We start from the raw sequence: 26,062 nt of genomic DNA on the forward strand, positions 1-26,062 counted from the left end.
GAGGGCGTCGAAGTGTTAGATTTCACCTGCCATTCGGCACAACTCCATTCGCCCGCATGCCAGGGAAAGCCGGTCAAATTCCGGCGCTGACCCGCAACCGTAGGCCACCGAGAGGTGGTGAGCCGGAGCACCTGCTGTGGGAGACACCAATCCACGCTGTCGAGGAACAACACGTGACGGGCATCGAGCCTCTCCGTGCTGCAGCGAGAAGGAATCCATGCTGACGCGTATCCGGCGTATCCGGCGTATCCGGCGTATCCGGCGTGTGCTGCTGGCTCCGATCGTGATGCTCCCGGTCGCCGTCCTGGTCTCCGTCGTGCCGGCCAGCCCTGCGGCCGCCGCCGCGTGCTCGTCGGGCACGGGAGTCACCGTGGTCGTGGGATCGAACGTGCAGTGTGTGGGAGGCGGCGGCCGCTCGGCTGGGTCGGCACTGTCCGCCCGCCACTCGGTGACCCGGGTGCAACGCCAGCCCGGGTTCATCTGCCAGGTGGACGGCTATCCGTCCAGCTCCTGCGTCAACACGCCACCGGCCGATGCGTACTGGGGGGTGTTCTGGTCCGACGGCAAGTCCGGCCGGTGGTCATACGCCTCGGTCGGCGTCGACTCGCTCAACATCCCCGCGGGAGGTTGGGTCGGGCTCGCCTTCCAGACCTCGTCGTCGCGCACCTCGCCGGGCGCGACTCCCTACGTCAAGCCGGCGCCGCGCACGACGTCCCCACCGGCGAAGTCGCCCTCGACTCAGCAGTCGGCCACGCCGGGCAAAACCGCCCCGCCGGCTTCCACGGCCACGCCGAAGGCTGGTTCCACGTCTTCGTCCACGCCGGCACCGACGGCGACCGCTGACGCTGCGGACGAGCCGGTGAGGTCCGCGTCGCAGACCGTGCAGCGCGGGTCCGGGACCGCGGGCTGGGTCGCGGCCGCACTCGCCGTCAGCCTCCTGATCGGGATGTGGACGCTCCTGTGGCGGCGCCGCGCCCGAGCGGGGTCGAGCTGATGACCGCGCCGGCAGCACTGCTCCTCCCGACAGTTCGTCCCGACCAGAAAGCCCTCATGTCCCGTCGCATCGTCCGTCGCCTGCTCGCCCTCACCGTCGCGATCCCGCTGGCCGTCCTGACGGTCTCCCCGGCCGCGGCGGCTCCCACGCCAGCCGCCAGCTCGGCCGCCGCGTGGTTGAGCGGCGAGCTCACCGGCGGGCTCGCCCACAATCCCAACTACGGGGGGTTCGACGACTACGGCCTGAGTCTGGACATCTTCTTCGCACTCGACTCACTGGGTGCCGAGCAGGGAGCCGCGGCCTCGATCCTCGATGCCGTCGCGAGCAATCCGGCGGCGTACATCGGCTACGAACCGTCCATCTACGCGGGGGCGCTCGGCAAGCTCGCGACGGCGGTCGACCTCGGGGGCCGGGACCCACGTGCGTTCGGAGGAGCCGACCTGATCGACCGGGCGGAGAAGCGGGTCATGCTCGACGGACCGGCCGCGGGCCGGGCCACGGATGCCTTCGACCCTGAGGACCCGTGGGGCGGCGACTACTCCAACTCGATCGGACAGGCGTGGGTCGTCCGTGCCCTGGCCGCAGCCGACAGTCCGCTCGCCGACGATGTCACCGACTACCTGATCAAGCAGCAGTGCGACGACGGGTCGGTGCGCGTCACGATGAGCGACGACCCGTGCACTGCGGGCTCGGGGACCGTCGATGGCACAGCCTTCGCCGTCCAGGCCCTTGCGGTCGCCGACGAGAAGGGTCAGGCCGGTCTCGCCGACAGCATCAGCGCGGGTGTCACCTGGTTGCTGGGTCAGCAGAAGTCCGACGGCTCATTCGACGACGAGGGCAGCGCCAACACCAACAGCACCGGGCTGGCGGCGGCGACGCTGGCTCAGGTTGGCCAGAAGACCAGCGCCCAGAAGGCTGCGGCGTGGATCCTGAGCCGCCAGGTCACCACCAAGAACTCCTCCGGCACTGCGCTCAAGAAGCAGATCGGGGCGATCGCCTTCGACCAGGCCGCGCTGACCGCCGGCAAGGCTGACGGGATCACCGATGCCACGAGCGACCAGTGGAGACGCGCCTCTGCCCAGGCTGCGATCGGCCTGAACATCGCGATCCCCGCGACCCCGGACGACTCGACCGCGGGCGGGTCGACGACGGGCGGGTCGACCGCGGGCGGTTCGGCGTCGAGCGACTCGTCCACCAGTGGAGGCACAACGACGGGCGGCCCGGCGGCGGCCGGTGTCGCGGTGGGAGCGGCGGCCGAGCCCGAGCCCACGCCGACCCCGACGCCCGAGCCGACCGCCACGCCGACCCCGGTCGACGACAGCGCGGACACCGTTGTCGCGGAGCCGACCAGCGCATCGACGGATGGCTCGATGACGGGCTGGATCGTGGCCGGCATCGCCGCGGTGCTCATGCTCGGCACCGCCGGAGCGGTCGGGATCGGCCGGCTGCGAGGCGGAGGCGTCTGATAGCCGTCCACCCGCGTGACCTGCACCCGGGGGCTTGGTGGATCTGGGCTCTCGGGCTGTCGGCTGCCGTCTCACGCCTGACCAATCCGTGGCTCGTGGCACTCATCGTGCTGGTCGCGGGATTCGTGGTGCTGGCGCGGCGGACGGATGCGCCGTGGGCGTTGTCGTTCCGGTTCTACCTCTACCTCGGTCTGCTGATCATCGTGATCCGGGTCGTGTTTCGGATCGTGTTCGGCGGAGCTGGCGGCGGGCACGTCCTGTTCACGCTGCCCGAGGTCCCGCTCCCGGACTTCGCCGCAGGCCTGCGACTGTTCGGCCCCGTGACGTCGGAGTCGCTGCTCGCCGGGCTCTACGACGGTATGCGCCTGGCCGGGATCATCATTTGCGTCGGCGCTGCTAATGCGCTGGCCAACCCCAAGCGCCTGCTCAAGTCGATGCCGCCGGCGCTGTACGAGATCGGGACCGCGGTCGTCGTGGCGATGTCGGTGTTCCCCCAGCTCGCCGAGAGCATCCAGCGGGTGCGGCGGGCGCGCCGGCTGCGCGGCGACCCCGGCTCGGGGATCGGTGCCCTGCGTCGTCTGGTCGTGCCCGTCCTGGAGGACGCGCTCGAGCGTTCGATGGCGCTGGCCGCCGGCATGGACGCCCGGGGCTACGGGCGCACCGGAAGCGCGACCCGCCAGGAGCGGCGGCTGACCGGCGGGCTGATGCTGGCGGGACTGCTCGGGCTGTGCGTCGGCACCTACGGTCTGCTCGACTCGACCGCACCGAAGCTGCTGACCTGGCCGATGCTGGTGCTGGGGGTCGGACTCTCCGTGCTGGGATTTGTGACCGCGGGCCGGCGGGTGCAGCGCACGCGCTATCGCCCCGACCGCTGGCGGGCGGGTGAGGCGGTGTGTGTCGTGTCGGGCGTCGCCACGGTCGTGTTGACGTACGTTGTAGCGAACCGTCAGCCCGAGGTCGTCAATCCTGGCCTGTCGGCGTTGCCGCCGCTGTCGATCTCGGCGCTGCTGGCTGTCATGATCGGGATCGTGCCGGCCTTCCTGACGCCGCCTCCCGCCCTGGAGTCGGAGGTGGTCCGATGATCGAGCTGCGTGGCGTGTCGTTCCAGTACGACGGGGCCTCCCGTCCGGTTCTGCGCGGCGTCGACCTGACGCTCCCCGAGGCCGAGCTCGTGCTGGTCGCGGGTCGCACCGGATCGGGCAAGTCGACGCTGCTGGGGATGTTCAACGGACTGGTGCCGCACTTCAGCGGGGGGACACTCGAGGGTCATGTGCTGGTCGACGGCGAGGACATCCGTCGCCGGCCACCGCGAGAGCTTGCGGACGTGATCGGCTACGTCGGCCAGGACCCGCTCGCCGGATTCGTCAGCGACATCGTCGAGGACGAGCTCGCGTACGGCATGGAGCAGCTGGGCCTCGACGCGCGGACGATGCGTCGCCGGGTCGAGGAGACCCTTGACCTGCTCGGCATCGCCGCGCTTCGGTCGCGGCCGCTCCGGACGTTGTCGGGCGGACAGCAGCAGCGGGTCGCGATCGGCGCGGTGCTGACGATGCACCCGCGGGTTCTGGTGCTCGACGAGCCGACGTCTGCGCTCGACCCGACTGCCGCCGAGGAGGTGCTCGCGACGTTGGCGCGACTGGTCGACGACCTCGGCCTGACGGTCGTGCTGGCCGAGCACCGCCTGGAGCGGGTCATCCCGTTCGCGGACCGACTGGTGCTGGTCGAGGGCGGCCGGGTGCGCGATGGCGCGCCGGTCGACCTGCTTGTCGACTCCGAGGTCGCCCCACCGCTGATCGAGCTGGGCCGGCTCGCCGGATGGACCCCTTTGCCGCTCTCGGTGCGCGAGGCGCGTCGGGCCCGTGGATCGCTCGGGGAGCTGACACTGGACCCCACCCCGCTGCCCGACGCCGACGAGCCGGCCCTCAGCGCGACCGGCATCTCCGTGGCGTACGGCACGACGATCGCGGTGAAGGAGGTCGACATCGTGGTACCGGCGGGCCGGGTCGTGGCGCTGATGGGACGTAACGGCTCGGGCAAGTCCTCGCTGCTGTGGGCGTTGCAGGGCACGGGGCGTCGTCGCGCCGGGACCGTCGATGTCGACGGCTCCGATCCGGCGAAGCTGTCCAGCGACGACGCCCGGGCACTCGTCGGACTCGTGCCGCAGACGGCGAGCGATCTGCTCTACCTGGAGTCGGTCGACGAGGAGTGTGCAGCGGCGGACGCGCAGACCTCGGTCGAGTCAGGATCGTGCCGCGGCATCCTCGACCGGTTGGCACCGGGCGTCCACGGCGCGTCCCACCCCCGGGACCTCTCGGAGGGTCAGCGACTCGCGCTCGTCCTGTCGATCGTCCTGACTGCCGAGCCGCGCGTCATCGCGCTGGACGAGCCGACCCGCGGGCTGGACTACACGGCCAAGCGTGAGCTCAGCCAGATCCTGCGTGACCTCGCCGCCAAGGGCCACGGCGTCCTGCTGGCGACCCATGATGTCGAGTTCGTGGCGCAGGTCGTCGACTCGTGCGTCGTGCTCGCCGAGGGCGAGGTCGTGTCGTCCGGCCCAACCGCCCGGGTGCTCGCGGAGTCGCCCGCGTTCGCGCCGCAGATGTCCAAGATCCTGGGCCCGGGCTGGCTGACCGTCGATCAGGTTGCCGAGGCGATGGCATGAGCATGACCCAGCAACGCAACGCTGCGGTGCCGATCAGCCGCCGGTCCATTGCGGTCCTGCTCGTCGCGTCGCTCGCCGGCCTGATGATGTTCGCCTGGCCGCTGCTGCTCAACCCCGACCCGGCCTCGGCGCGGGTCGATCCGCCGTTCTTCTTCCTCCTGCTCCTGCCGCTCGTCGTGGGCGTCGTGGTTGCCGAGCTGACCGAGGGCGGTATGGACTCCAAGGCGCTCGCGATGCTCGGTGTGCTCACCGCGATCAACGCCGCGCTGCGCGGGCTCGGCGCGGGCGTTGCTGGCGTCGAGATGGTGTTCTTCCTGCTGATCATCGCGGGCCGGGTGTTTGGCGCCGGCTTCGGTTTCGTGCTCGGCTGCACCTCGCTGTTCGCCTCGTCGCTGCTCACCTCGGGCGTGGGTCCGTGGCTGCCGTTCCAGATGCTGGCCTCGGCCTGGATCGGGATGGGCGCAGGGCTCCTGCCACGCCGGATCTCCGGGCGGCTCGAGATCGCGATGCTCGTGGCGTACGGCATCGTCGCGGCCTATGCCTTCGGCATCTTGATGAACCTGTCGGGCTGGCCGTTCATCCTGGGCATCGAGCTGCCGGGACATGAGGGCTCGCTGTCGTACGTCGCCGGCGGGCCCCTGCTGGACAACGTGCACCGCTTCGGGATCTACACGCTCCTGACCTCGACCGGCAGCTGGGACACCGGCCGAGCGATCACCAACTCGATCGCGCTCGTCGTGCTCGGGCCGGCGGTCCTGGCCACGCTGCGCCGCGCCGCCCGGCGAGCCCGGTACGGCCCGGTGGCCACGGCATCGCCCGGCCCTACGCTGGAACCATGACCGGACCCGTCACCGTCTCGATCACCCGACAGGTCGATCCCTCCCAGGCGGACCAGATGCTGGCCTGGCTGCGGGCCGGCATAGAGCTGGCGGAGCGGTTCGACGGATTCCTCGGATCCGGGTGGGTGCGCCCCGACGTGGCCTCGACGCAATGGCACATGCTCTATCGCTTCGCATCGCAGGAGGCACTCGAGGCATGGGAGCTGTCGGCCCAGCGACGCTGGTGGCTGGACTCCGCCCAGGGTTTCGTCGACGAGTCGTCCCGCGAGCACCGCACCGGCATCGAGGGCTGGTTCGACGAGCCGACCAGCGTCGACGTGCAGGACCTGCGGGCGCCGGCCGTCGCTCCACCGCGGTGGAAGCAGATGTGCGCGATCTTTCTGGTGTTCTTCCCGCTGAGCGTCGCCGCGAACTACGCCGGCAAGGACCTCGCGGCCGACTGGTGGCTGCCACTGCGGGTGCTCGCGACGGTTGCGGTCATGACGCCGGTCATGACGTATCTCGCACTACCGTGGATCACCCGCCTGCTGCAACCGTGGCTCAACGCGGCGCGCCGCCCGTGAGCGGCTCGCTCCTGGTGGCCGGCACGACGTCAGACGCCGGCAAGAGCATCGTCACGACCGGGTTGTGCCGGGCGTTTGCCCGCCGCGGACTCAAGGTCGCGCCGTACAAGGCGCAGAACATGTCGAACAACTCGATGGTCTGTCAGGGGCCGGACGGGATCGCGGCGGAGATCGGTCGGGCGCAGTGGATCCAGGCGCTCGCGGCTCGCGCCACGCCCGAGGCCGCGATGAACCCTGTCCTGCTCAAGCCCGGCGGTGACCGCGCGAGCCACGTCGTCGTGATGGGCCAACCGGCCGGGGAGATCTCGTCGGCGGAGTTCATCGGTGGCCGGACCCACCTCGCGTCGGCGGCCCACGCGGCGTACGACGACCTGGCCGCCCGCTTCGAGATCGTCGTGAGCGAGGGCGCCGGCAGCCCGACCGAGATCAACCTGCGGGCCGGCGACTACGTCAACATGGGTCTGGCCCGGCACGCCGACATCCCGACGATCGTGGTCGGCGACATCGACCGGGGCGGGGTGTTCGCCGCGATGTACGGCACGGTCGCGCTGCTCGAACCGGCCGACCAGCGGCTCATCGCCGGCTTCGTGGTCAACAAGTTCCGCGGCGACGAGTCACTCCTGGCTCCGGGACTCGACCGGTTGGCCGAGCTGACCGGGCGACGGGTCTTTGGGGTTCTCCCTTGGAGCCCTGACCTCTGGCTGGACTCCGAGGACGCGCTGGACCTGCAGGGCCGTCGATCGGCCGACCGCGAAGCGGGTCTGCGGGTCGCGGTCGTCAGGCTGCCGCGGATCAGCAACTTCACCGATGTCGATGCTCTGGGCCTCGAGCCCGACGTCGACGTCGTGTTCGCGAGCCGTCCCCAGGACCTCGACGGCGCTGACGTCATCGTGCTGCCGGGCACGCGGGCCACGATCTCGGACCTGGCCTGGCTGCGATCGCGGGGGCTCGACCGGGCGATCGTCCGGCACGCGGGTGCTGGACGTGCGGTGCTCGGCATCTGCGGTGGCTTCCAGATGCTGGGCCGGACCGTGAGCGATCCTGACGGGGTTGAGGGCTCGGCCGACGCCTCGGTCGACGGCCTCGGCCTGCTCGACGTCACGACGTCGTTCGCTGCCGACAAGGTGCTTCGCCTGCCGACCGGCACAGCGCTGGGCACCGAAGTGTCGGGCTACGAGATCCATCACGGCCGGATCACGCCCGGGGGTGACGAGTCATTCCTCGGTGGGGCCCGCTCGACCAACGTTTTCGGCACGATGTGGCACGGCAGCCTGGAGTCCGACGAGTTCCGCCGCGCGCTGCTGGGCGAGGCGGCCTCGCTGGCCGGTCGGTCGTACGAGCCCTCTGACGTGAGCTTCGCGCAGCGACGCGAGGCACGGCTGGACCTGCTCGGCGACCTGATGGAGCGTCACCTCGACGTAGACGCCCTGCTCACGCTGTCCACCGCCGGGGCGCCGACTGGCCTGACTGTCCTGCCCCCGGGCGCATGACCGTCCTGGTGCTCGGCGGGACGGCCGAGGCGCGCGAGCTGGCGGTGCTGCTGCAGGACGCCCAGGTCCGGTTCCTGTCGTCGTTGGCGGGTCGGGTCGCGCGACCCCGGCTGCCGGTCGGTGCGGTCCAGATCGGTGGGTTCGGCGGGGTGCCGGGCCTGCGGTCGTACCTCATGGAGATGCGCATCGCAGCGGTCGTTGACGCGACCCACCCGTTCGCGACGGGCATGAGCGCGAACGCGCTGGCTGCGTGCACCGCGGACGGCATCCCGCTGCTCCGGCTCGAGCGCCCGGGCTGGGCCGGAGCGGTCGGCGCAGACCGTTGGCACTGGGTCGACGACCACGACGCGGCGGCTGCCCTGACGGCGACGCTCGGGCGCCGGCCCTTCCTCACAGTGGGGCGGCAGTCGTTGGGTCGGTTCGTCGGGCCGCTGGCCGAGCAACGGGCGCTGGTCCGCGTGGTCGACGAGCCAGACCTCGCGCTCCCGGAGCCATGGACGTTGCTGCTGAGTCGCGGGCCGTACGACCTGGCTGGTGAGCGCGCGCTGATGGCCGATGTCGACGTGCTGGTCACCAAGGACTCCGGGGGCAGCCACACCTGGGCCAAGATGCAGGTCGCCGACGAGACGGATCTGCCGGTCGTGATCGTCCGCCGTCAGGCCACGGCGGCCGGGGCCGAGGTCGTCAGCGACCCGAGCGCCGCGGCCGCGTGGGTCGTCGCGCGATCAGGACGCTGACCGCGAGAGCGCCGAGGCCTACCGCGTCGGCCAGACGTACCGCCCGGTCGATGTCGTCGGGCAGGGCGACGGGTCCGTCGCCGAGCGTCGGCCGGTGCTCGACCCGGTCCCCGTACGTGTTGGTGCCGCCGAGCTGGACGCCGAGGGCGCCGGCGAATGCCGCCTCGACCGGGCCGGCATTCGGGCTGGGGTGCCGGCGGGCGTCGCGGGTCCAGATGCGCAGGGCCTCGGTGGGACGACCGCCGACGAGGGGGGCGAAGGTCGCGGCGAGGAGCGCGGCGAACCGGGCTGGCACGAGATTGAGCACGTCGTCGAGCCGCGCCGAGGCCCAGCCGAACTCACGGTGGCGGGGGCTCAGGTGGCCGACCATCGCGTCGAGCGTGTTGGCCGCGCGATAGGCCAGCAGCCCGCCGGTGCCGCCGAGCGCCCCGGCCAGCAGGGGTGCCACGACGGCGTCCGAGGTGTTCTCCGCGACCGACTCGACGGTCGCTCGGGAGATCTCGCGGACGTCCAGGTGCGAGGGATCGCGACCGACCAGATGGGTGAGCTGCTGGCGGGCTGCGGGCAGGTCGTCGGCGTCGAGCCAGCACTGCACCTGGGTTGCCTCCCGCCCGAGTGAGCGCCCGCCGAGCACCGACCAGGTCGCGGCGGCCGTGACGACTGTCCGGAGGAGGGGCCGGGCCGTGGTCGTCCGATCCGTGAGCAGCCCGGCCACGGCCGGGAGCCCGACGAGGGCGGCGGTGTAGGCGACCCCTCGACCGCGGTCGTCACGATGCACCCGGCGCTCGACGGCGTACGCGATGGTGCCGAAGCCGGCGACGGGATGGAACCGCGAGGGATCGCCGAAGGCCCGGTCCGCGGCGAAACCGAGGACGAGTCCTGCCGCGCGTGCGCGCATCGGGCCTCCTGAGTGGGTCGGTAGGGTGAGATTGACACTAACGAGGTGCGATGAAGGTCCTGATCACGGGCGGCGTCCGTTCCGGTAAGTCATTCCATGCCGAGTCGCTGTTGCTGGCCGAGCCGCGGGTCACGTATGTCGCGCCCGGTCCTCCGGCCGATGCCGACGCCGATCCAGAGTGGGCCGCACGGATCACGATCCACCAGGATCGCCGCCCTTCGCACTGGACCACGGTCGAGACGACCGACCTCGCCACGGCCATATCGGAGGCAGAGGGGGCCGTGCTGATCGACTGTCTCGGCACCTGGGTCACGGCGATGATCGACGAGCTCGACGGCTGGGCCTCGGTCCGCGAGGACTGGGAGCCCGTGCTGTTCGAGCGGCTCGACGAGGCCCTGGCGGCGATCTCGGCGCACGACGGCACGGTCGTCGCGGTGACCAACGAGGTCGGCATGAGCGTCGTCCCCGAACGCCGCTCCGGGCGAGTCTTCCGTGACGTGCTCGGCACCGTCAACCAACGCGTCGCCGAGGAGTGCGAAGACGTCCTGCTGGTCGTTGCTGGACGTGTGCTCAAGCTCTGACCACCCCTGCAGCGGTTTACCAGGTTCTCCAGGTAACTCATCACTTATCCAGGCTGACGACGACTCCTCCGGGTGAATTTGCCCGGGGAAGAGAGGGTTTACCAGGTTCTCCTGGTAAACCGCGGATGTCGTCAAGAGGCGGCGACAAGCAGGGCCGCGAGGCTGATCTCGACGCAGGCGCCGAAGATGTCACCCGTCACCCCGCCGAGGCGGCTCATGGCGCGACGGATCACGGCGGTCACGATGAGCAGCGCAACGCCGGCGCACACGAGCCCGCGCCACCACGGCTCGTCGACCAGCACGAACGCGCCGCACATCAGGGCCGTCAGAACGGTCCACGACGCCACCGTCACCACGGGGTGGATGCTCTCGACGTACGTCGCCCCGAGGCCGTCGCTGCGGGCGCCGGGCACACCGCGCATGCACGTCACGACGACGGCCCCGCGCGAGACGCACACCAGCAGGGCGGCGAGCCAGGGCCCGTTCGGCATCGCGGCGATCGACACCAGCGCGCCGGCCTGCGCGCCGAGCACCACGACGAGCGCACCCGCTCCGGCCGGGCCTGTGTCGCCGGTCTTCATGACCGCGAGGGAGCGCTCGCGGTCGTACGACGCGGTGAGGCCGTCGGCGGTGTCGGCGAGTCCGTCAAGGTGGAACGCCCGACTGCCCAGAGCCAGCGCACCGACAGCGACCGCGGCGACGCCGAGGGGAGCCAGCGACAGCTCGCGCCCGCCCCACAGGACGAGCGCGACGAGGAGGCCGAGCGGCACGACGGCCAGCGGTGCCAGCACCATCGACGGACCGGTGATCTCCCGGGCGGCGCTGCGCGGGGGCTTGACCGGGATCGCGGTCAGGGTGCCGACAGCGAAACGCCAGGACTCGATCATGCGAGCTCGGAGAGCAGCAGGACGTCAGCGAGCAGCAGGGCCGCCGAGCGGATCAGCGGCACCGCCGCGACAGCGCCGCTTCCCTCACCGAGCCGCATCCCCAGATCGAGGACGGGCTCAAGACCCAGCTTGTCCAGCGCCAGTATCTGCGCGGGCTCGGTCGAGCGGTGCCCGGCGGCGAACCACGCAGCGGCCCCGGGCGCGAGTCGGTCCGCGACGACTGCGGCGGCGACCGAGATGACGCCGTCAAGCAGCACCGGGACGCCGGCGCGAGCGGCTGCGGCCATGAATCCTGCGGCCGCGGCCAGATCGGCACTGCCCAGAGCCGTCAGCATCTCGACCGGGTCGGCCGACCGGTCGCCGGCGCGGTCGAGGGCTTGCTGGACGATCGCGACCTTGTGATCGAGCGCTCGCTCGTCGATCCCGGTGCCGCGGCCCGTGACCTCGACGGCCGGGAGCCCCAGCGATGCGGCAATCAGGGCCGCGGCGGGAGTCGTGTTGCCGATGCCCATGTCGCCACTGATCAGCAGCTGTGCGCCCGCCGCGATCTCCTCGGCGGCGATCGATTGGCCTGCTGCGATGGCCTGGCGGGTCTCGTCGGGCGTGAGCGCATCCTCGAGGTGGATCGCGCCACTGCCGCGGCGCACCTTGTACGCCGTGACCTCGGGGGCCACACCGTGCAGGTCGTCATCGACGGCGATGTCGAGGACCCGGACGGTCACGCCGTGCTGGGCAGCGAGCACCGAGACACCGGCCCGGCCGGCGAGGAACGTGCGCACCATCGCCGGGGTGATCTCCTTGGGGAAGGCCGACACGCCGTGGTCGGCGACACCGTGGTCGCCTGCGAAGATCACGGCTCTGACCCGGTCGACCGGCGCAGGCGGGACTTGGCCCTGCGTCGCGGCAACCCAGACGGCCAGGTCGCCGAGTCGTCCGAGGGCGCCGGGCGGGGTCGCGAGGCCGGCGAGACGTTCCGCGGCGGCATCGCGTAGGGACTTCGAGGGGGGTGTCACGGGGGTGGTCATGTGCGCTCCTGGTGGGATGGGCGGGCCGACGCGTGCTCGCGCACCGCGGCATGGATCTCGGCCAGTGACGTGGCGCGGGTCTCGGTCGTCACGAGGCCGTCTGCGGCGAGACGACGGCTCAGGTCGAGCGGCCAGGGCATCCGCAGTCGGGCCGACTGCAGCAGCTCGGCATCTCCGAGCAGCTCGACCGGATCGCCCTGGACGATCATCCGGTCGTGCGCAACGGCGACGGAGTCCGCCCACGCGACCGCGAGCGAGACGTCATGGGTCGACAGGACGACCGTCGTGTCGTGCTGCTCGAGCCGCTCCAGCGCGACCATCAGCTCGTCGACGCCGGCCGGGTCGAGCCCGGCTGTCGGCTCGTCGAGCAGCAGCACGCACGGGCGCATCGCCACCGCGCCGGCCGTCGCGACGCGCTTGCGCTCGCCGTACGAGAGCTGGTGGGTCGGCCGGCGGCGCAGGTGCTCGATGCCCAGCAGGGACAGGGCCTCGTCGACACGGGAGCGGACCTCTGCGTCATCGAGACCCAGATTCATCGGACCGAAGGAGACGTCCTGGAAGACATCTGCGGAGAACAGCTGGTCGTCGGGATCCTGCAGGACCAGTTGCACTTCTTGGCGGTGGCGCCGTAGTCCCTTGCGGTCGTACGAGATCGGCTTGTCGTCGAGCAGGACCTGGCCGGCATCGGGACGGAGGCTGCCGGCCAGGCAACGCAGAATCGTGGTCTTGCCCGAGCCGTTGGCCCCCAGGAGGGCCAGGCGCGTCGCCGGAGCGATCTCGAGGGTCGTGCCCGCCAGGACGGTGCCGGTCCCGGTGTAGGCCACCGTCACGGCATCGGCGCGCAGGCTGCGATGGCTCATGCGGCGATGCCCGTGGTGAGGGCGGCGAGCGACACGAGGGCGACGAGCGTTGCGCCGCCCGCGACGAGGAACGCCGGAGAGCTTGGCGTCGGATCGTCGAGCGTGCGCAACGATGCCGTCAGCTCTCGGCCTGCGAGCCCCTGCTCGAGCCGTCGGGCGCGGGACCACGACCTGGTCAGGATGGCGGCGGTCAGCATCCCGGCTGAACGCAGCGATCGCCGCAGCGAGCTGTAGCCCAGCCGCGCGGCCTGTGATTCTCGAATCGTCCCGACCGAGTCGAGCAGAATGAACAGCATCCGGTAGATGAGCCCCGCGACCTCGACGCACGCCTCCGGCAGACGCAATCGGCGCAGGCCGGCCAGCAGGTCGACCATCGGGGTCGTCATCGCGAGGAGCAGCATCGCCGATGTGCCGGCGATCGCGTGGCCGGCCACACCGAGGGCACGATGCGTGCTCTCGGCGGTCACGGTGAGTCCCAGCCCGTCGCCCGTTGTGAGCACGACGGCCACCGAGATGCACCCGATCACGATGAACAGTGCCGGTCCCCGCAGGGCTCGGGCCACGAGTCCTGCGGGCGTGCCCGCCCGGGTGACGAGCAGCCCCAGGGCGACCGCAGCAACCAGCGGGCTGGTCGGCCAGGGCGGCAGCACCGCGGCCGTCAGCAGCAGTCCGAGGCTCAGGCACGCCTTGTCACGCACCGCGCGTTCGCGCCACCGGCTCGACCAGGCGGCATCGTCGATCGCGAGGCCCTTCATGGTTGGCCGGGCGTGGGCGAGGACGCTCGGGCGATGATCGCCTCGGCCCGCCGTCGACCTCGCAGCGCGCCGAGGCAGTAGCCGAGCGCCATCCCGCCGAGTGCGGCCTGGATCGCGAACAGCCCCGACTCGACCTCGCCGGATGAGGGGGTGAAGACCGAAGTGAACCACGGCTCGTAGTCGGGGTTGTCCTTCTCGATCTGCGAAGTTGCCGCGCTGTCGCTGCCGACGAAACGGTCGCCGGAGACGCTGCGACGTGAGTCCAGGACGAGGGCAACACCGACGATCGCGACGATCCCGGTGATCAGCAGCATCGTGATGGCTGTGGAGCGACGCATGTCAGGCCCCCGTCGTTTCGGTCGGGCTGGGCGCTGGCGCCTTGAGCACACCGAGCCGGATGAGCTCAGGTGCTGCGAGGTCGCGCAGCAGGCGGAAGACCAGCACGCCGAGCAGGCCCTCGGCGATCGCCAGCGGGATCTGGGTGACGGCGAAGATCGACAGGAACTTGGTCGCTGCGCCGAGCACCCCACTGCTGGGGTCGGGGAAGGCCAGAGCCAGTTGCATCGACGTGACGCAGTACGTCGACAGGTCGGCCAGGGCCATGGCCGCGAAGACCGACGCCGACAGGCCACCGCCGATCAGCCCGACGAGCCGGTAGGCGCCGTAGCCGACCCACGGGCCGACGACCGCCATCGAGAAGGCGTTCGCCCCCAGGGTCGTGATGCCGCCGTGGCCCAGGAGGAGGGCCTGGAACAGCAGGACGACCGTGCCCAGGAAGGCCATGACGGGGGGTTTGAAGAGCACCGCCCCGAAGCCCGTCCCGGTGGGGTGGCTCGAGCTGCCCGTGACGGACGGGAGCTTGATGGCCGACAGGACGAAGGTGAACGCCCCGGCGGCTCCGAGCAACAGCTTGGTCTCGGGATCGTCCCGCACCTGGCGGACGACGGACCGGCCGCCGTGGATGACGAACGGGGCTGCGGCCAGGGTCCAGACTGCGGCGTGGACCGGGGGCAGGAAGCCTTCGGCGATGTGCATGTAACTCTCCTAGGATGACGCGTCCAGATGAGCGAGGCAGCGGTGAAGTCTCTGACTTCCGGATCGTGATTCGACCCGGTCACAGTGGCGCGACCGTCCCGGATTTTCGCCGGGTTCCTTGCACCGTTGCCTTGAGCTCGCTCAGTTTGGCACAGAGTTGAGGGTGGGAACGGGGTGTTCATGTGGCCGGCAGGCGGACGGTCACCTCCTGGTTGTCCGGGTCGATGTGTGTGATCGAGCCGTTGGCAGGGAGCTCGGGGCGTTGCCCGCTGAGCAGGCCCACGGCGAGGCCGATCGTGTCGCCGTGGCTGACCACGACGGTGTGGTCGGGGAGGTCGCGGTCCAGGATTTGTCGCACCCTGACGAGCACTCCGACCATCGACTCCTCGAGCCCCTTCTCCAGCAGCATGGCGTCCTCCTCGACCTCGAGCCCCAGGCGTGCGGCGATGATGTCGGCGGTCTCGCGCGCTCGGACGGCGGGCGAGGTCAGGACGCGTACGACGCCGTGCCCCACCAGTGCCTCGGCGGCATCGGTGGCCTGTTCACGACCCAGCTCGGTCAGCGGAGGACTCAGCTCGTGGCCCTGCATGCGGTCGATGACGTTCCACGTGGACTGGCCGTGGCGTACCCAGAAGATCATGCGCGGTGTCCATCCGTGAGGCCGGCAATCTGCGCCACGTCGCCGATGACAGCGACGGCGGGCGGTTTGATGCCGGCTGTGGTGTCGGCGATCGTTCCGAGGGTCGCCCGGACGACGTGCTGACTGGGCAACGAGCCGTCGGCGACCACCGCCGCGGGTGTGTCGGCGGGGAGTCCACCGGACACCAGCGCGGCGCAGATCGCGCCGAGCGTACGGACGCCCATCAGCACGACGATCGTCGTGCCGGACGCGGCGAGCGCGGCGTAGTCGATCGTGGATTCGGGGTGCCCGGGCGGGACGTGGCCCGAGACGACAGTGAATCCCTGGGTCAGGCCGCGATGCGTGACGGGGATGCCGGCCAGGGCTGGCGCGGCGATCGCCGAGGTCACTCCGGGGATCACGCGAGTCTGGATGCCCGCGTCATGACAGGCCAGCAGCTCTTCGCCGCCACGCCCGAACACGAAGTTGTCGCCGCCCTTGAGCCGCACGACGTGCCGGCCGGACTTGGCCTGCTCGACCAGGATCTGGTTGATGTCGGCCTGGCTCGTCGAACGTCCGCCGGGGATCTTGGCGACGTCGACGACCTCGACGTCCGGGCGGGCCCAGGCCAGCGCCGCCAGCGGGGCGAGTCGGTCGGTCACGATGACGTCGGCGGTCTCGATCGCGGCCCGCCCGGCAACCGTGATGAGGCCCGGATCGCCGGGCCCGCCGCCCACCAGCGTCACGCTGCCGGTGCCCAGGATGCGACGCTCGTCGGGGTCCACGACCTGCTGGGTCAGCACGATGCCGGCGCGACTCACGTCGGCCAGCTCGACCTCACGGGCGTGCCACGTGATCAGTCCACGATCGGCCAGATCCTCCAACGACGCGGTCACGCGCGATGCCACCACCGTGACAACGGCGCGGGCATCCAGCAGGGCAGCGGCCTGACCCGCGGCACGGGCGTCGCCGCCGACCACGAGTGCCGGGGTCCCGGGGGTCACGTCCATGGCTCCTCGATCCTGAGCGTCGCGAGCAGCTTGCGGGTCGTCTCGGGTCGACGGACCGCGATGCGTATCCATGAGTCGTCGAGACCGGGGAACGTGTCGGCCCGACGTACGGCATAGCCGACTTCCCGGAGCCGGTCGTGGGCGCCGAGACCGACCCTGGCGAGGACGAACGGGGCCGCCGGTGTGACGTGCTGGACGCCGAGCTCGGTCAGACCGTCGGTCAGGACCGCGCGGTGCTGGACGATGCGGGTCGTGCGTCGCGCGGCCTCCGCGAGTGCCTCGGGCGTCGACGTCGCGAGCATCGCTGCCAGAGCGGTCGACGAGACCGACCACGGCGGCTGGTGCCGGCGCAGGTCAGCGAGCAGGTCGGGAGCACCCAGGACGTAGCCGGCCCGGATACCCGGGATCGACCAGAGCTTGGTCAGGCTGCGGACGACCAGGAGGCCGGGCAGGGGAGCGCCGGCGACCGAGTGGCGTTCACCCGGTACGGAGTCCATGAAGGCCTCGTCGACCACGACGACCCGTCCTGGCCGGAGCAGCTGCCGCACGGTCTGCTCGGCGTGCAGCACGCTGGTCGGGTTGGTCGGGTTGCCCAGGACGACCAGGTCCGCGTCCTCGGGCACCGCGGCCGGATCGAGCACGAAACCGTTGCCGGCATCGGTCAGGACGTGCTCCGGCGTGTGACCTGCTGCGGCAAGCGCCACGTCGGGCTCGGTGAACTGTGGATGCACCACGAACGGGCGGCGCCAGTCCCTGGCCCGGGCGATCAGCCCGAAGGCCTCGGCCGCGCCCGCCGTGGCGAGGGCCTCGTCCGGCCGGCGGCCGTGGCGCCGGGCAATGGCGTGCTCGGCGTCGATCGGGTCCGGATAGGCGCCGATGTCGTCGAGGCTCGCGCGCAGTGCGGTGTCGAGCCAGTCCGGACGGGGTCCATCGTGGATGTTGACCGCGAAGTCCACGAGCCCCTCGGCCAGCTCCCGATCCCCATGCCACGTCCAGGCCTCCGGCCTGGTGCCGGACTTCGTCCGCCCTGCGCTCCGCGCAGACGTGTGACCTCGCTCTGCTCGGCCCTTCGTCCGCCCTGCGCTCCGCGCAGACGTGTGACCTCGCTCTGCTCGGCCCTTCGGCTCGCTGTGCGCCGTGGTCGTTGTTGGGTGGTAGGCGTGGACGGCTTCGGCGAAGCGTTGGGCCATCTGCGGGTGGCCGGCCCAGTGCGTGTGGACGTACGACGCGTGCAGCGTCGCGGTGCCGAATCCGTGCGGCTTCCCGTCGACGAGCCACGCGGGGTCGCCGGCGGCGGGAGTGACGGTCGTCCGGTGGAACTCGTGCCCTGTCACCCGGGTCCCCGCGACGCCGGTGAGCTGGTCGGCGGGCACGATCGCGGTCCGGTACGACAGGGTCAGCTTCGGCGTCATGATCGCGTCGGCGTCGAGCGCTCCGACCATCGGCATGCCGTCGACGGTGCGGCACAGGTAGAGCAGTCCGGCGCACTCGGCGTGGGTCGGCATGCCCGACGTGACAGCAACGCGGAGCGCTTCCCGAAGGGGCGCGTTGGCGGCCAGCCCCGCGGCGTGGACCTCGGGAAACCCGCCACCGAGATACAGGCCGGCGGTGCCGTCGGGCAGCGCCTCGTCGGTGAGCGGGTCGAACGTCACGACGTCGCAGCCGGCGGCACGCAGGAGCTCCTCGGTCTCGGCGTAGCGGAAGGTGAAGGCCCGTCCGCCAGCCATGGCGACCACAGGGCGGGATTCCTGGGGCTCGCCGACAGGACTGATCTCGCGCCCGGCGTCCCACGGCTCGGCGTCGAGGGCGGGAGCCGTGCGGGCCAGGGCGAGCAGCTCGACCAGATCGATCTTCTCGGCGATCTGCGCGGCCAGCCGGTCGAGTGCGTGGGCGGCATCGTCTCGTTCGTCGGCCGGCACGAGGCCGAGATGCCGGGACGGCGCGACGATCCCGTCGTCGCGCTGGAGCACCCCGAGAACCGGGAGGCCGGTGGACTCCAGCGCGCTGACGACCTCGGTCGCGTGGCGTTCGGAGCCGGCCTTGTTGAGGATCACGCCGACGATGCGGACCGACGGGTCGAACGCGACCATGCCCTGCACGAGTGCGGCGATCGACCGCGAGGCGTGCGAGATGTCGACGACGAGCACGACCGGCGTACGCGTGACGGTCGCGACGTGAGCGGTCGAGGCGAATCCCTCTCCACCGATCTGCCCGTCGTACAGCCCCATGACGCCTTCGATGATCGCCAGGTCGGCGCCGCCGGCACCGTGGAGCAGAAGCGGGACGAGTCGCTGCTCACCGACCAGGTGCGGGTCGAGGTTGCGGCCGGGCTTGCCGGTCGCGAGCGCGTGATATCCCGGGTCGATGTAGTCGGGTCCGACCTTGTGGCCCGAGACGTCGTGGCCGGCCCGGGACAGCGCTGCCATCAGGCCCGTGGCGACCGTCGTCTTGCCGTGGCCCGATGCCGGAGCGGCGATCATGAGCCGCGGCAGACTGGTCGTGGCCGAACGACCCTCGCCTACCACTCGATGCCTCGCTGACCCTTCTGCCCGTTGTCGAACGGGTGCTTGACGTGGGTCATCTCGGTGACGAGATCGGCGATCTCGATGAGTCGCGGGTCTGCGTGACGGCCCGTGATGACGACGTACTGGCGACCGGGGCGGTTGGTCAGGGCCTCGACGACGTCCTCGACGTCGATCCAGCCCCACTTGGTGAGGTAGGTGAACTCGTCCAGCACGTAGAGGTCGTGGGTCTCGGTGGCGAGGCGGCGCTTGACCTCGGCCCAGCCCTCGGCGGCATCGGCGGCGTGGTCCTCGTCGGTGCCCTCCTTGCGTGACCACGACCAGCCGGAGCCCATCTTGTGCCACTCGACGGGCCCGCCCTCGCCGGTCTCGGTGTGCAGCTCGCCGAGGCGCTCGAGGACGGTCTGCTCGCCGATGCGCCACTTGGCGGACTTGACGAACTGGAAGACCCCGACGTTCCAGCCCTGGTTCCACGACCGGATCGCGAGGCCGAACGCAGCGGTCGACTTGCCCTTGCCGTTGCCGGTGTGGACCATCACGAGCGGGCGGTTGCGACGCTGCCGGGTGGTGAGACCGTCGTCGGGGACCGTGAGCGGCTGACCCTGAGGCATCAGGCGGCTCCCTTGACGACGTCGGTCAGCGCGCTCGCGCTCACCTCTCCCAGCGGTACGTACTCGGCCAGCAGATGATCGGCGAGCCGGCGGGCCAGACCCATCCGGAACGAGCCGGTCTCGCAGTCGATGACCAGGGCAGCCACGCCGGTCGCGCCGAGGTGTGCGGCGACCCGGTGCGCGCGGGCCACGGCGTCGTCGCCGTACGTCGCGCGGCCGTCGGTGATGACGACCAGCAGCGGACGACGTCGCGGATCGCGTACGCGTTCGAGCCGGAGGACGTCGGCGGTCTTGAGCAGCGCCTCGGCCAGCGGCGTACGTCCACCGGCGGGCAGCTCGGCCAGCCGGGTGGCGGCGATGTCGATCGAGCCGGTCGGAGGCAGCGCCAGCTCGGCTCCGTCCTGGCGGAAGGTGATGAGTCCGACCTTGTCGCGGCGCTGGTAGGCGTCCATCAGCAGCGACAGGATCGCGGTCTTGACCTGCTCCATGCGCTTGCGGGCGGCCATTGATCCGGACGCATCGACGCAGAACAGGATCAGGTTGGACTCGTGACCTTCCTTGACCGCGAGCCGCAGGTCGTCGGCGCGGAACGCGAGACCCTGGCCCGTACGTCCGCGGGTTCGCTGGTGCGGGGCAGCAGCGCGGATCGTCTCCATGAGGTGGATCGAGCCGCCCTGGCCCGCACGCCGTTCGGCGCCGATTCGTCTGCCGGAATCGGTGATCGCGCGCGACCGTCGTCCGGACTCCCCGGCCCCCGTGCCGCCAACTGTGAACAGCCGTGGCCGGTAGGGCTGCTCGGCGCCGACCGTCGTCGTCTGACCTTCGCCCTGAGTGTGACGTTCGCGGGGCAAATCGTCTTCGGCATCCGCGTTGACGTCGCTCTCGGCCGGACCTGAGCCTGGCTCGGAGGGTGGCTCGGACCCGGAGGTCTGGGACTCGGACGTCGAGGGGGCTTCGGAGCCCGGAGCTTCGGAGGAGTCGGCTTCGGGGGTGTGGGTCTCGTCCTCCGGGTCACCCTCTGGCGGGGGCGGGGGTTCGTCGTCGCCGAGGATCGCGTCGAGCAGGTCCTCGTCGATGCCGGGTGCGTCGAACGGGTTGCGACGGCGACGGTGCGGCAGGGCCAGACGAGCCGCGGCACGCACGTCCTCACGCCGTACGTCGGTCCGCCCGTGCCACGCGGCGTGCGCGGCGGCGGCGCGGGCCGTGACGATGTCCGCGCGCATGCCGTCGACCTCGAACGCGGCGCAGATCTCGGCGATCTTGAGCAGCGCCCAGTCGCTCAGGTGGACCTGCTCGACGAGTTTCTGCGCCGACTGGATGCGGTCGGTCAGGGCTGCCTCGTCCTCGGCGAAGCGCTCGCCGAACGCGTCGGGATCGGTCTCGTACGCCAGTCGTCGGCGGACGACCTCGACCCGGGTCTGCGGATCTCGTGGCGCGGCGACCTCGACGGTCAGCCCGAACCGGTCGAGCAGTTGTGGTCGGAGCTCGCCCTCCTCGGGGTTCATGGTGCCGACCAGGACGAACCGGGCGGCGTGCTCGACCGAGACGCCGTCGCGCTCGACCGTCGAGCGGCCCATCGCGGCGGCGTCGAGCAGCAGGTCGACCAGGTGATCGTGCAGCAGGTTGACCTCGTCGACGTAGAGGATGCCGCGGTGCGCGCGGGCCAGCAGCCCGGGCTCGTACTCGGTGACGCCCTCGGACAGTGCCTTCTCGAGGTGCAGCGATCCCAGCACCCGGTCCTCGGTCGCGCCGACCGGCAGCTCGACCAGGCGCACGGGCCGGGTCTCGACCTCGGCGTCAGCGGCGAACGGTCCGTCGGGCGACAGCGGGCTGCGCTCGCGAGGGTCGGTCGAGAACCGGTCACCCGCGATGACATCGATCGGCGGCAGGACTGCGGCCAGCGCGCGGACCATGGTCGACTTCGCGGTGCCCTTCTCGCCGCGCACCAGGACTCCACCGATGGCCGGCGAGATCGTGGACAGGGTCAGGGCCAGCGCCATGTCGTCGGAACCGACGACGGCGCAAAACGGATAGTGCTGTGGCATGTGGGGCTCCCGCTCGACTGCCGACGTACGGCGGACGCGGCTGCGCCCACCTGTCAGGCGCGAGGCCGGTCTTCGGACTTCCCAGATCTAGGTCTGGGTCACCGCAGCGGGCCCTGTGCCGGATTCTCACCGGCTTCCCGATTCTCCCCTTGCGGGGCACCTCGAGCCTTGTGGTCGCAAGAGTAGCGGCCCGCCTCGGCGGCCGATCGGCCCGTCTCGTCCGGGCGAGCCATCGCCCACGTCGGCAGGCGGACCGGTCGCCGGGTGGCGGTCATGGTCACCCGGCGCGGCAGATATCGTCACCCACCATGAGCACTCAGGTCACGGTCGTCGGTATCGGCGCTGACGGATGGTCCGGCCTGGTGGCCCATGCCCGCGAGCTGGTCGAGGCCGCGGACGCCGTCCTCGGCGGCGGGCGGCACCTCGCGATGCTTCCTGAGCGTGGTGACCAGATCCGCGAAGCGTGGCCGTCGCCGCTGCGCGACGCGCTCCCGGCCCTGCTGGAACGCTTCGACGGTCAGCGCGTCGTCGCGCTCGCCTCGGGCGATCCGCTGGTGTCGGGCATCGCCACGACGCTCGTCGAGGTGCTCGGCGCCGACGCCGTCGAGGTTGTCCCGGCCCTCTCGTCGGTCGCCCTGGCTCGTGCCCGGATGCGCTGGTCGGCCGAGTCGACCGAGGTCGTGACACTGGTCGGCCGGGACCCGCACCTGGTCGCCCGCTCGCTGGCGCCGGGGCTGCGGCTGCTGGTCCTTTCGTCGGACGAGACGACCCCGGGCGAGGTCGCGTCGCTGCTGACCTCGGCCGGATACGGCGGGAGCCCCATGAGCGTCCTGGCCGATCTCGGCTCGGCGGCGGAGTCGCGTACGGACGGGATCGCCGCGGCGTGGGGCAGCCAGCCGGTGCCCGCGCTCAACGTCATAGCGGTCGAGCTGGTCAGCTCCGGCGCCCGCGCGCTGGGCTTCACCGCGGGCCTGCCCGACGACGCCTACGACCACGACGGCCAGATCACCAAGCGCGATGTCCGCGCCTCGGCGATGGCCCGGCTCGTGCCGATGCCCGGCCAGCTCCTGTGGGACGTCGGCGCCGGCGCAGGCTCGGTGGCGATCGAGTGGATGCGTGCACACCCGACCTGCCGGGCGGTCGCGGTCGAGGCGAAGGACGACCGAGCTGCACGCATCACCGGAAACGCCGAGACCCTCGGCGTTCCTGCACTGCGGGTCGTGACGGGCCGCGCCCCCGAGGCGCTGGAGGGCCTGGACGCGCCCCACGCGATCTTCGTCGGCGGGGCTCGACCGTCGACGGCGTCCTCGAAGCCTGCTGGGAGGCGTTACGTCCCGGGGACGGCTCGTGGTGCACGGCGTGACCCTGCAGACCGAGTCCGTCCTCGCGCTGCGCTTCGCGCGCCACGGCGGCGAGCTGACCAGGCTGCACGTCGAGCACGCGGCACCGATCGGCACGTTCACCGGGTGGACACCCGCGCGTGCCGTCACGCAGTGGGCCGTGACCAAGAGCGACAACCAGGAGGCCGGCGCATGACCGTTCACTTCGTCGGTGCCGGACCGGGCGCAGCGGACCTCCTGACGTTGCGTGCCGTGGCACTGCTCAACGTCGCCGACGTGTGCGTCTACGCCGGCACGTACCTCGACCACGCAGTGCTGAGCCACTGCCCCGAGGGCGTGCAGCTGGTCGACACACAGGACCTCGATCTCGACCAGATCATCGCGCGCATCGTCAACGCGCACGCCGCGGGCCTGGAGGTCGTACGCCTGTGCAGCGGCGACCCGTCGGTCTACTCGGCGTTGCACGAGCAGGCCCGCCGGCTCGACGCGCACGGCGTGCCGTGGGACGTGACGCCCGGCGTCCCGGCGTACGCCGCCGCGGCAGCCCGCCTCGGTGCTGAGCTGACGGTCCCGGAGGTCGTGCAGTCGGTCGTGCTGACCCGCACGCAGGCGCGATCGACCGCGATGCCGGACGGCGAGGCGCTGGCGGGATTCGCGGCGACCGGCGCGACCCTCGTGCTGCACCTCGCGATAACCCGCACCCGGGCGCTCGCCGCCGAGCTCGCCGAGTCGTACGGCGCGGACTGCCCGGTCGCGGTGGTCGGCAACGCGAGCCGGCCGACCGAGGTCGTGCTGCGCGGCACGCTCGGCGACATCGCCGACCAGGTCGAGGCCGCCGGACTGCGGCAGGCTGCCGTCATCCTGGTCGGCAAGGCGCTGGCCGAGGACGTACGCGGTGGTGAGTCCTACCTCTACGACCCCGCGCGTGACCGCTCGGCGAAGCGTGGCGTCCAGACCTGACCTGCCCCGGTCACCCGGGTGCCGGACGCGCCGATGATCAGCAGGCACTTCATGTCGATCGAGCTGGCGTCCAGATCGGCCAGCGTCGTGACGGTCAGTGACTCCTCGGCCCGGCCGACGTCGCGCCCGATCACCACGACGGTGTCCGGCGAGCGGTGCTGGAGCAGCAGCGCCTGCGCATCGGCGACCTGGGTCGTGCGCGAGCGCGAGGCTGGGTTGTAGATCGCCAGCACCAGATCAGCCTCGGCGACGGCGCGCAGCCGCTGCTCGACGAGTGACCACGGCTTGAGCCGGTCCGACAGGCTCATGACCGCGAAGTCACCGCCGATCGGAGCGCCGGCACGGGCCGCGACGACCTGCACCGCGGACATTCCGGGCACGACCCGGATCGGCACGCCGGCGTACGCCTCGTCCTCGGCGGCCTCGAACACGGCTGCCGCCATGCCGAAGATGCCGGCGTCGCCACCCGACACGACCGCGACCCGCTCGCCCGCGAGTGCCAGGTCGAGCGCGAGTCGGGCCCGGTCGACCTCGACGGTGTTGCCCGAGGCATGCCGGGTCAGGCCCTCGCGCTGCGGGACCCGGTTGACGTACGGCCCGTAGCCGACCACGTGCTGCACGTCCGCGAGCACCTCGGCGACCTCGGGCGTGATCCACCGGTCGGGACCGGGTCCGAGCCCGACGACCAGCAGCTCGGCGGGGACTCGGACTCGGTCAGGACGCGCTCGGGAGGGCCGGCTTGGTGTCGCCGGGCACGACGATCAGCGAGAAGTACGGCACCGAGTCGGCTTCGACGTCGGCGACCGGGAGCCAGCGCTCCTGCGGCATCGAGGCCCGCTCGACGTACAGCGCGCCGTCGAGCCGGCCGGCCTGCCGAAGGGCCGAGACGACGGCCGGGAACGTGCGGCCGAGCTTCATGATGATCGCGCCGTCGGTGTCGGCGAGGCGACGAGCGAGCTCGGCCTCGGGCAGCGTTCCGGGCAGGATCGTCAGGACGTCGGTCAGTCGCACCAAGGGCGAGGCGACGGTCGCGGTGGCGGCGGCGAACGCCGGGATACCGGGCACGACCTCGGTCTCGAAGCGGTCCGCGAGCCGGTCGTGCATGTACATGTACGAGCCGTAGAACAGCGGATCGCCCTCGGCGAGGATCACGACGGTCCGGCCGACCTCGAGGTGGGTCGCGAGCCGCGCCGCGCACTCCTCGTAGAACTCGGCCATCGCGCCGGCATAGCCGCCGGGGTGCTCGGTCGTCCCGGTTGTCACGGGATATTGCAGGACTTCCTCGATCACGCCGTCGGGGAACTGTGCCGCGGCGATTCGGCGGGCGTTCGACGACTTGCCGACGCCCTGGTGATACGCCACCACATCGGCCGAGCCGATCAGCCGGGCCGCCTTGAGGGTCATGAGCTCGGGATCGCCGGGACCGACCCCGACGCCGTAGAGCCGTCCCGCGCCGGGCCGGCTGGTCATTCGCGCTCCTGGGCGAGCGCGTTGAGCGCCGACGCGGCCATCGCGGACCCGCCGCGGCGTCCGTGCACCGTGAGGTACGGGATGTCCAGTGCGAACGTGGCGAGCGCCTGCTTGGACTCGGCCGCGCCGATGAAGCCGACCGGGGTGCCGATGATGGCGGCCGGGCGGGGCGCGCCGTCGAGCAGCAGCTCGAGCAGGTGGAACAGCGCGGTCGGCGCGTTGCCGAAGGCGACCACAGCGCCGTCGAGCCGGTCGGCCCACAGCGAGACCGCAGCGGCGGAACGGGTCGTCTCCCACTCCTGGGCCAGCGCCGGCACCCGCTCGTCGCGCAGCAGGCACAGCACCTCGTTGTCCTTCGGCAGCCGCGCCCGGGTGACTCCGGAGGCGACCATCGTGGCGTCGGTCAGGATCGGGGCGCCGGACTCGAGCGCTCCGCGGGCGGCGGCGACGAGATCGGGATGGATGTCCAGGTCGCGGGTCAGGTCGACCTGGCCGCACGCGTGCACCATGCGCACCGCGACCTTCTCGGCGTCTGCGGGCAGGTGGACCAGCTCGGCCTCGCTGCGGATCGTGGCGAAGGAGTCGACATAGATCGCGGGGCCGTCGTCGACGTACTCGAAGTGGCGGGTCGGACGCTTGATGCTCACTGGCTCTCCAGGTCGGGGATGGCGATGCTGCGCCATGGCGTCACGA

23 protein-coding genes, 2 pseudogenes and 3 riboswitches are annotated in these 26,062 nt (G+C 71.5%); of the genes and pseudogenes, 10 read left to right on the forward strand and 15 right to left on the reverse strand.

Features of this window, described 5'->3' with window-relative positions:
• The first annotated feature begins 17 nt into the window (after positions 1–17).
• Positions 18–154: riboswitch (cobalamin riboswitch) on the forward strand.
• A gap of 63 nt (positions 155–217) precedes the next feature.
• The 8 genes from C6I20_RS00290 to C6I20_RS00325 are packed head-to-tail and all read left to right on the forward strand — an operon-like array spanning position 218 to position 8,751.
• The gene (locus C6I20_RS00290) at positions 218–994 is read left to right on the forward strand and encodes a hypothetical protein (RefSeq protein ID WP_118394138.1); all 777 of its coding nucleotides are present in this window, start codon (positions 218–220) and stop codon (positions 992–994) included.
• A gap of 56 nt (positions 995–1,050) precedes the next feature.
• Entirely contained in the window at positions 1,051–2,460 is a 1,410-nt protein-coding gene (locus C6I20_RS00295; protein ID WP_162891040.1) for a prenyltransferase/squalene oxidase repeat-containing protein, read from the forward strand.
• Positions 2,461–2,480: 20 nt separating this feature from the next.
• Positions 2,481–3,542 (forward strand): energy-coupling factor transporter transmembrane component T, encoded by a 1,062-nt coding sequence (locus tag C6I20_RS00300; RefSeq protein ID WP_256372168.1) that lies wholly within the window; start codon positions 2,481–2,483, stop codon positions 3,540–3,542.
• Positions 3,539–5,122, forward strand: coding sequence for an ABC transporter ATP-binding protein (locus C6I20_RS00305; RefSeq protein WP_118394140.1), 1,584 nt, complete (start codon positions 3,539–3,541; stop codon positions 5,120–5,122). The genes C6I20_RS00300 and C6I20_RS00305 overlap by 4 nt, the downstream gene beginning before the upstream one ends.
• Positions 5,119–5,961, forward strand: coding sequence for an ECF transporter S component (locus tag C6I20_RS00310; protein WP_254052192.1), 843 nt, complete (start codon positions 5,119–5,121; stop codon positions 5,959–5,961). Before C6I20_RS00305 ends, C6I20_RS00310 begins: the two co-directional genes overlap by 4 nt.
• Positions 5,958–6,524: an antibiotic biosynthesis monooxygenase gene (locus C6I20_RS17265; protein WP_118394142.1), complete on the forward strand. Its 567-nt coding sequence runs from the start codon at positions 5,958–5,960 to the stop codon at positions 6,522–6,524. Before C6I20_RS00310 ends, C6I20_RS17265 begins: the two co-directional genes overlap by 4 nt.
• Positions 6,497–8,014, forward strand: coding sequence for a cobyric acid synthase (locus C6I20_RS00320; RefSeq protein ID WP_371682651.1), 1,518 nt, complete (start codon positions 6,497–6,499; stop codon positions 8,012–8,014). Before C6I20_RS17265 ends, C6I20_RS00320 begins: the two co-directional genes overlap by 28 nt.
• The gene (locus C6I20_RS00325) at positions 8,011–8,751 is read left to right on the forward strand and encodes a cobalt-precorrin-6A reductase (RefSeq protein ID WP_118394144.1); all 741 of its coding nucleotides are present in this window, start codon (positions 8,011–8,013) and stop codon (positions 8,749–8,751) included. Before C6I20_RS00320 ends, C6I20_RS00325 begins: the two co-directional genes overlap by 4 nt.
• Here C6I20_RS00325 and C6I20_RS00330 read toward each other — a convergent pair.
• Positions 8,699–9,649, reverse strand: a complete 951-nt coding sequence (locus tag C6I20_RS00330) for a cobalamin biosynthesis protein (protein ID WP_118394145.1) — start codon at positions 9,647–9,649, stop codon at positions 8,699–8,701. The two genes, C6I20_RS00325 and C6I20_RS00330, sit on opposite strands and share 53 nt — an antisense overlap.
• Positions 9,650–9,699: 50 nt before the next feature.
• Between C6I20_RS00330 and cobU the strand changes: the two genes are divergently transcribed.
• Positions 9,700–10,230, forward strand: a complete 531-nt coding sequence (cobU, locus tag C6I20_RS00335; RefSeq protein WP_118394146.1) for a bifunctional adenosylcobinamide kinase/adenosylcobinamide-phosphate guanylyltransferase — start codon at positions 9,700–9,702, stop codon at positions 10,228–10,230.
• Positions 10,231–10,361: 131 nt separating this feature from the next.
• On the opposite strand, the gene C6I20_RS00340 is transcribed toward cobU, so the two are convergent.
• The 12 genes and pseudogenes from C6I20_RS00340 to C6I20_RS17730 all read right to left on the reverse strand — a co-directional run bounded on the left by C6I20_RS00340 (position 10,362) and on the right by C6I20_RS17730 (position 21,599).
• Positions 10,362–11,117, reverse strand: a complete 756-nt coding sequence (locus tag C6I20_RS00340) for an adenosylcobinamide-GDP ribazoletransferase (RefSeq protein WP_118394147.1) — start codon at positions 11,115–11,117, stop codon at positions 10,362–10,364.
• Positions 11,114–12,142, reverse strand: a complete 1,029-nt coding sequence (cobT, locus tag C6I20_RS00345; protein WP_118394148.1) for a nicotinate-nucleotide--dimethylbenzimidazole phosphoribosyltransferase — start codon at positions 12,140–12,142, stop codon at positions 11,114–11,116. The genes C6I20_RS00340 and cobT overlap by 4 nt, the downstream gene beginning before the upstream one ends.
• Entirely contained in the window at positions 12,139–13,002 is an 864-nt protein-coding gene (locus C6I20_RS00350) for an energy-coupling factor ABC transporter ATP-binding protein (RefSeq protein ID WP_118394149.1), read from the reverse strand. The genes cobT and C6I20_RS00350 overlap by 4 nt, the downstream gene beginning before the upstream one ends.
• Entirely contained in the window at positions 12,999–13,757 is a 759-nt protein-coding gene (gene cbiQ, locus C6I20_RS00355; protein WP_118394150.1) for a cobalt ECF transporter T component CbiQ, read from the reverse strand. Before cbiQ ends, C6I20_RS00350 begins: the two co-directional genes overlap by 4 nt.
• Positions 13,754–14,095: an energy-coupling factor ABC transporter substrate-binding protein gene (locus tag C6I20_RS00360; RefSeq protein WP_118394151.1), complete on the reverse strand. Its 342-nt coding sequence runs from the start codon at positions 14,093–14,095 to the stop codon at positions 13,754–13,756. The genes cbiQ and C6I20_RS00360 overlap by 4 nt, the downstream gene beginning before the upstream one ends.
• A 1-nt stretch (position 14,096) precedes the next feature.
• Positions 14,097–14,792 (reverse strand): energy-coupling factor ABC transporter permease, encoded by a 696-nt coding sequence (locus C6I20_RS00365; RefSeq protein WP_118394152.1) that lies wholly within the window; start codon positions 14,790–14,792, stop codon positions 14,097–14,099.
• A 45-nt stretch (positions 14,793–14,837) separates the two neighbouring features.
• A riboswitch (cobalamin riboswitch) is annotated at positions 14,838–14,912 on the reverse strand.
• A gap of 58 nt (positions 14,913–14,970) precedes the next feature.
• Positions 14,971–15,432, reverse strand: coding sequence for a histidine phosphatase family protein (locus C6I20_RS00370; protein ID WP_118394153.1), 462 nt, complete (start codon positions 15,430–15,432; stop codon positions 14,971–14,973).
• On the reverse strand, positions 15,429–16,175 hold the full coding sequence (gene cobA, locus C6I20_RS00375; RefSeq protein ID WP_371682671.1) for a uroporphyrinogen-III C-methyltransferase: 747 nt from the start codon (positions 16,173–16,175) through the stop codon (positions 15,429–15,431). The genes C6I20_RS00370 and cobA overlap by 4 nt, the downstream gene beginning before the upstream one ends.
• A gap of 42 nt (positions 16,176–16,217) precedes the next feature.
• Positions 16,218–16,493 (reverse strand): annotated as a pseudogene (locus tag C6I20_RS17775) (NAD(P)-dependent oxidoreductase); the annotation flags it as partial.
• Positions 16,412–18,901 carry a cobyrinate a,c-diamide synthase gene (locus tag C6I20_RS00380; protein ID WP_118394155.1) on the reverse strand — a complete coding sequence of 830 codons (2,490 nt, stop codon included), beginning with the start codon at positions 18,899–18,901 and terminating at the stop codon, positions 16,412–16,414. The gene C6I20_RS00380 and the pseudogene C6I20_RS17775, both read right to left, overlap by 82 nt.
• A 38-nt stretch (positions 18,902–18,939) precedes the next feature.
• Positions 18,940–19,554, reverse strand: coding sequence for a cob(I)yrinic acid a,c-diamide adenosyltransferase (cobO, locus tag C6I20_RS00385; RefSeq protein WP_118394156.1), 615 nt, complete (start codon positions 19,552–19,554; stop codon positions 18,940–18,942).
• Positions 19,554–21,599, reverse strand: coding sequence for a magnesium chelatase subunit D family protein (locus tag C6I20_RS17730; protein WP_118394157.1), 2,046 nt, complete (start codon positions 21,597–21,599; stop codon positions 19,554–19,556). Before C6I20_RS17730 ends, cobO begins: the two co-directional genes overlap by 1 nt.
• Positions 21,600–21,644: 45 nt before the next feature.
• Positions 21,645–21,778: riboswitch (cobalamin riboswitch) on the reverse strand.
• Between the two features lie 129 nt (positions 21,779–21,907).
• Between C6I20_RS17730 and cbiE the strand changes: the two genes are divergently transcribed.
• Positions 21,908–23,899: a precorrin-6y C5,15-methyltransferase (decarboxylating) subunit CbiE gene (gene cbiE, locus C6I20_RS17780; protein WP_371682652.1), complete on the forward strand. Its 1,992-nt coding sequence runs from the start codon at positions 21,908–21,910 to the stop codon at positions 23,897–23,899.
• Here cbiE and C6I20_RS17785 read toward each other — a convergent pair.
• Together C6I20_RS17785 and C6I20_RS00410 are read right to left on the reverse strand one after the other, a co-directional pair.
• A pseudogene (locus C6I20_RS17785) lies at positions 23,851–25,369 on the reverse strand (precorrin-2 C(20)-methyltransferase). The gene cbiE and the pseudogene C6I20_RS17785 sit on opposite strands and share 49 nt — an antisense overlap.
• Entirely contained in the window at positions 25,366–26,010 is a 645-nt protein-coding gene (locus C6I20_RS00410; RefSeq protein WP_371682668.1) for a precorrin-8X methylmutase, read from the reverse strand. Before C6I20_RS00410 ends, C6I20_RS17785 begins: the two are co-directional and overlap by 4 nt.
• Between the last annotated feature and the right edge of the window lie 52 nt (positions 26,011–26,062).

The organism is Aeromicrobium sp. A1-2 (genome assembly GCF_003443875.1).
In the GTDB taxonomy this organism is placed as follows: domain Bacteria; phylum Actinomycetota; class Actinomycetes; order Propionibacteriales; family Nocardioidaceae; genus Aeromicrobium.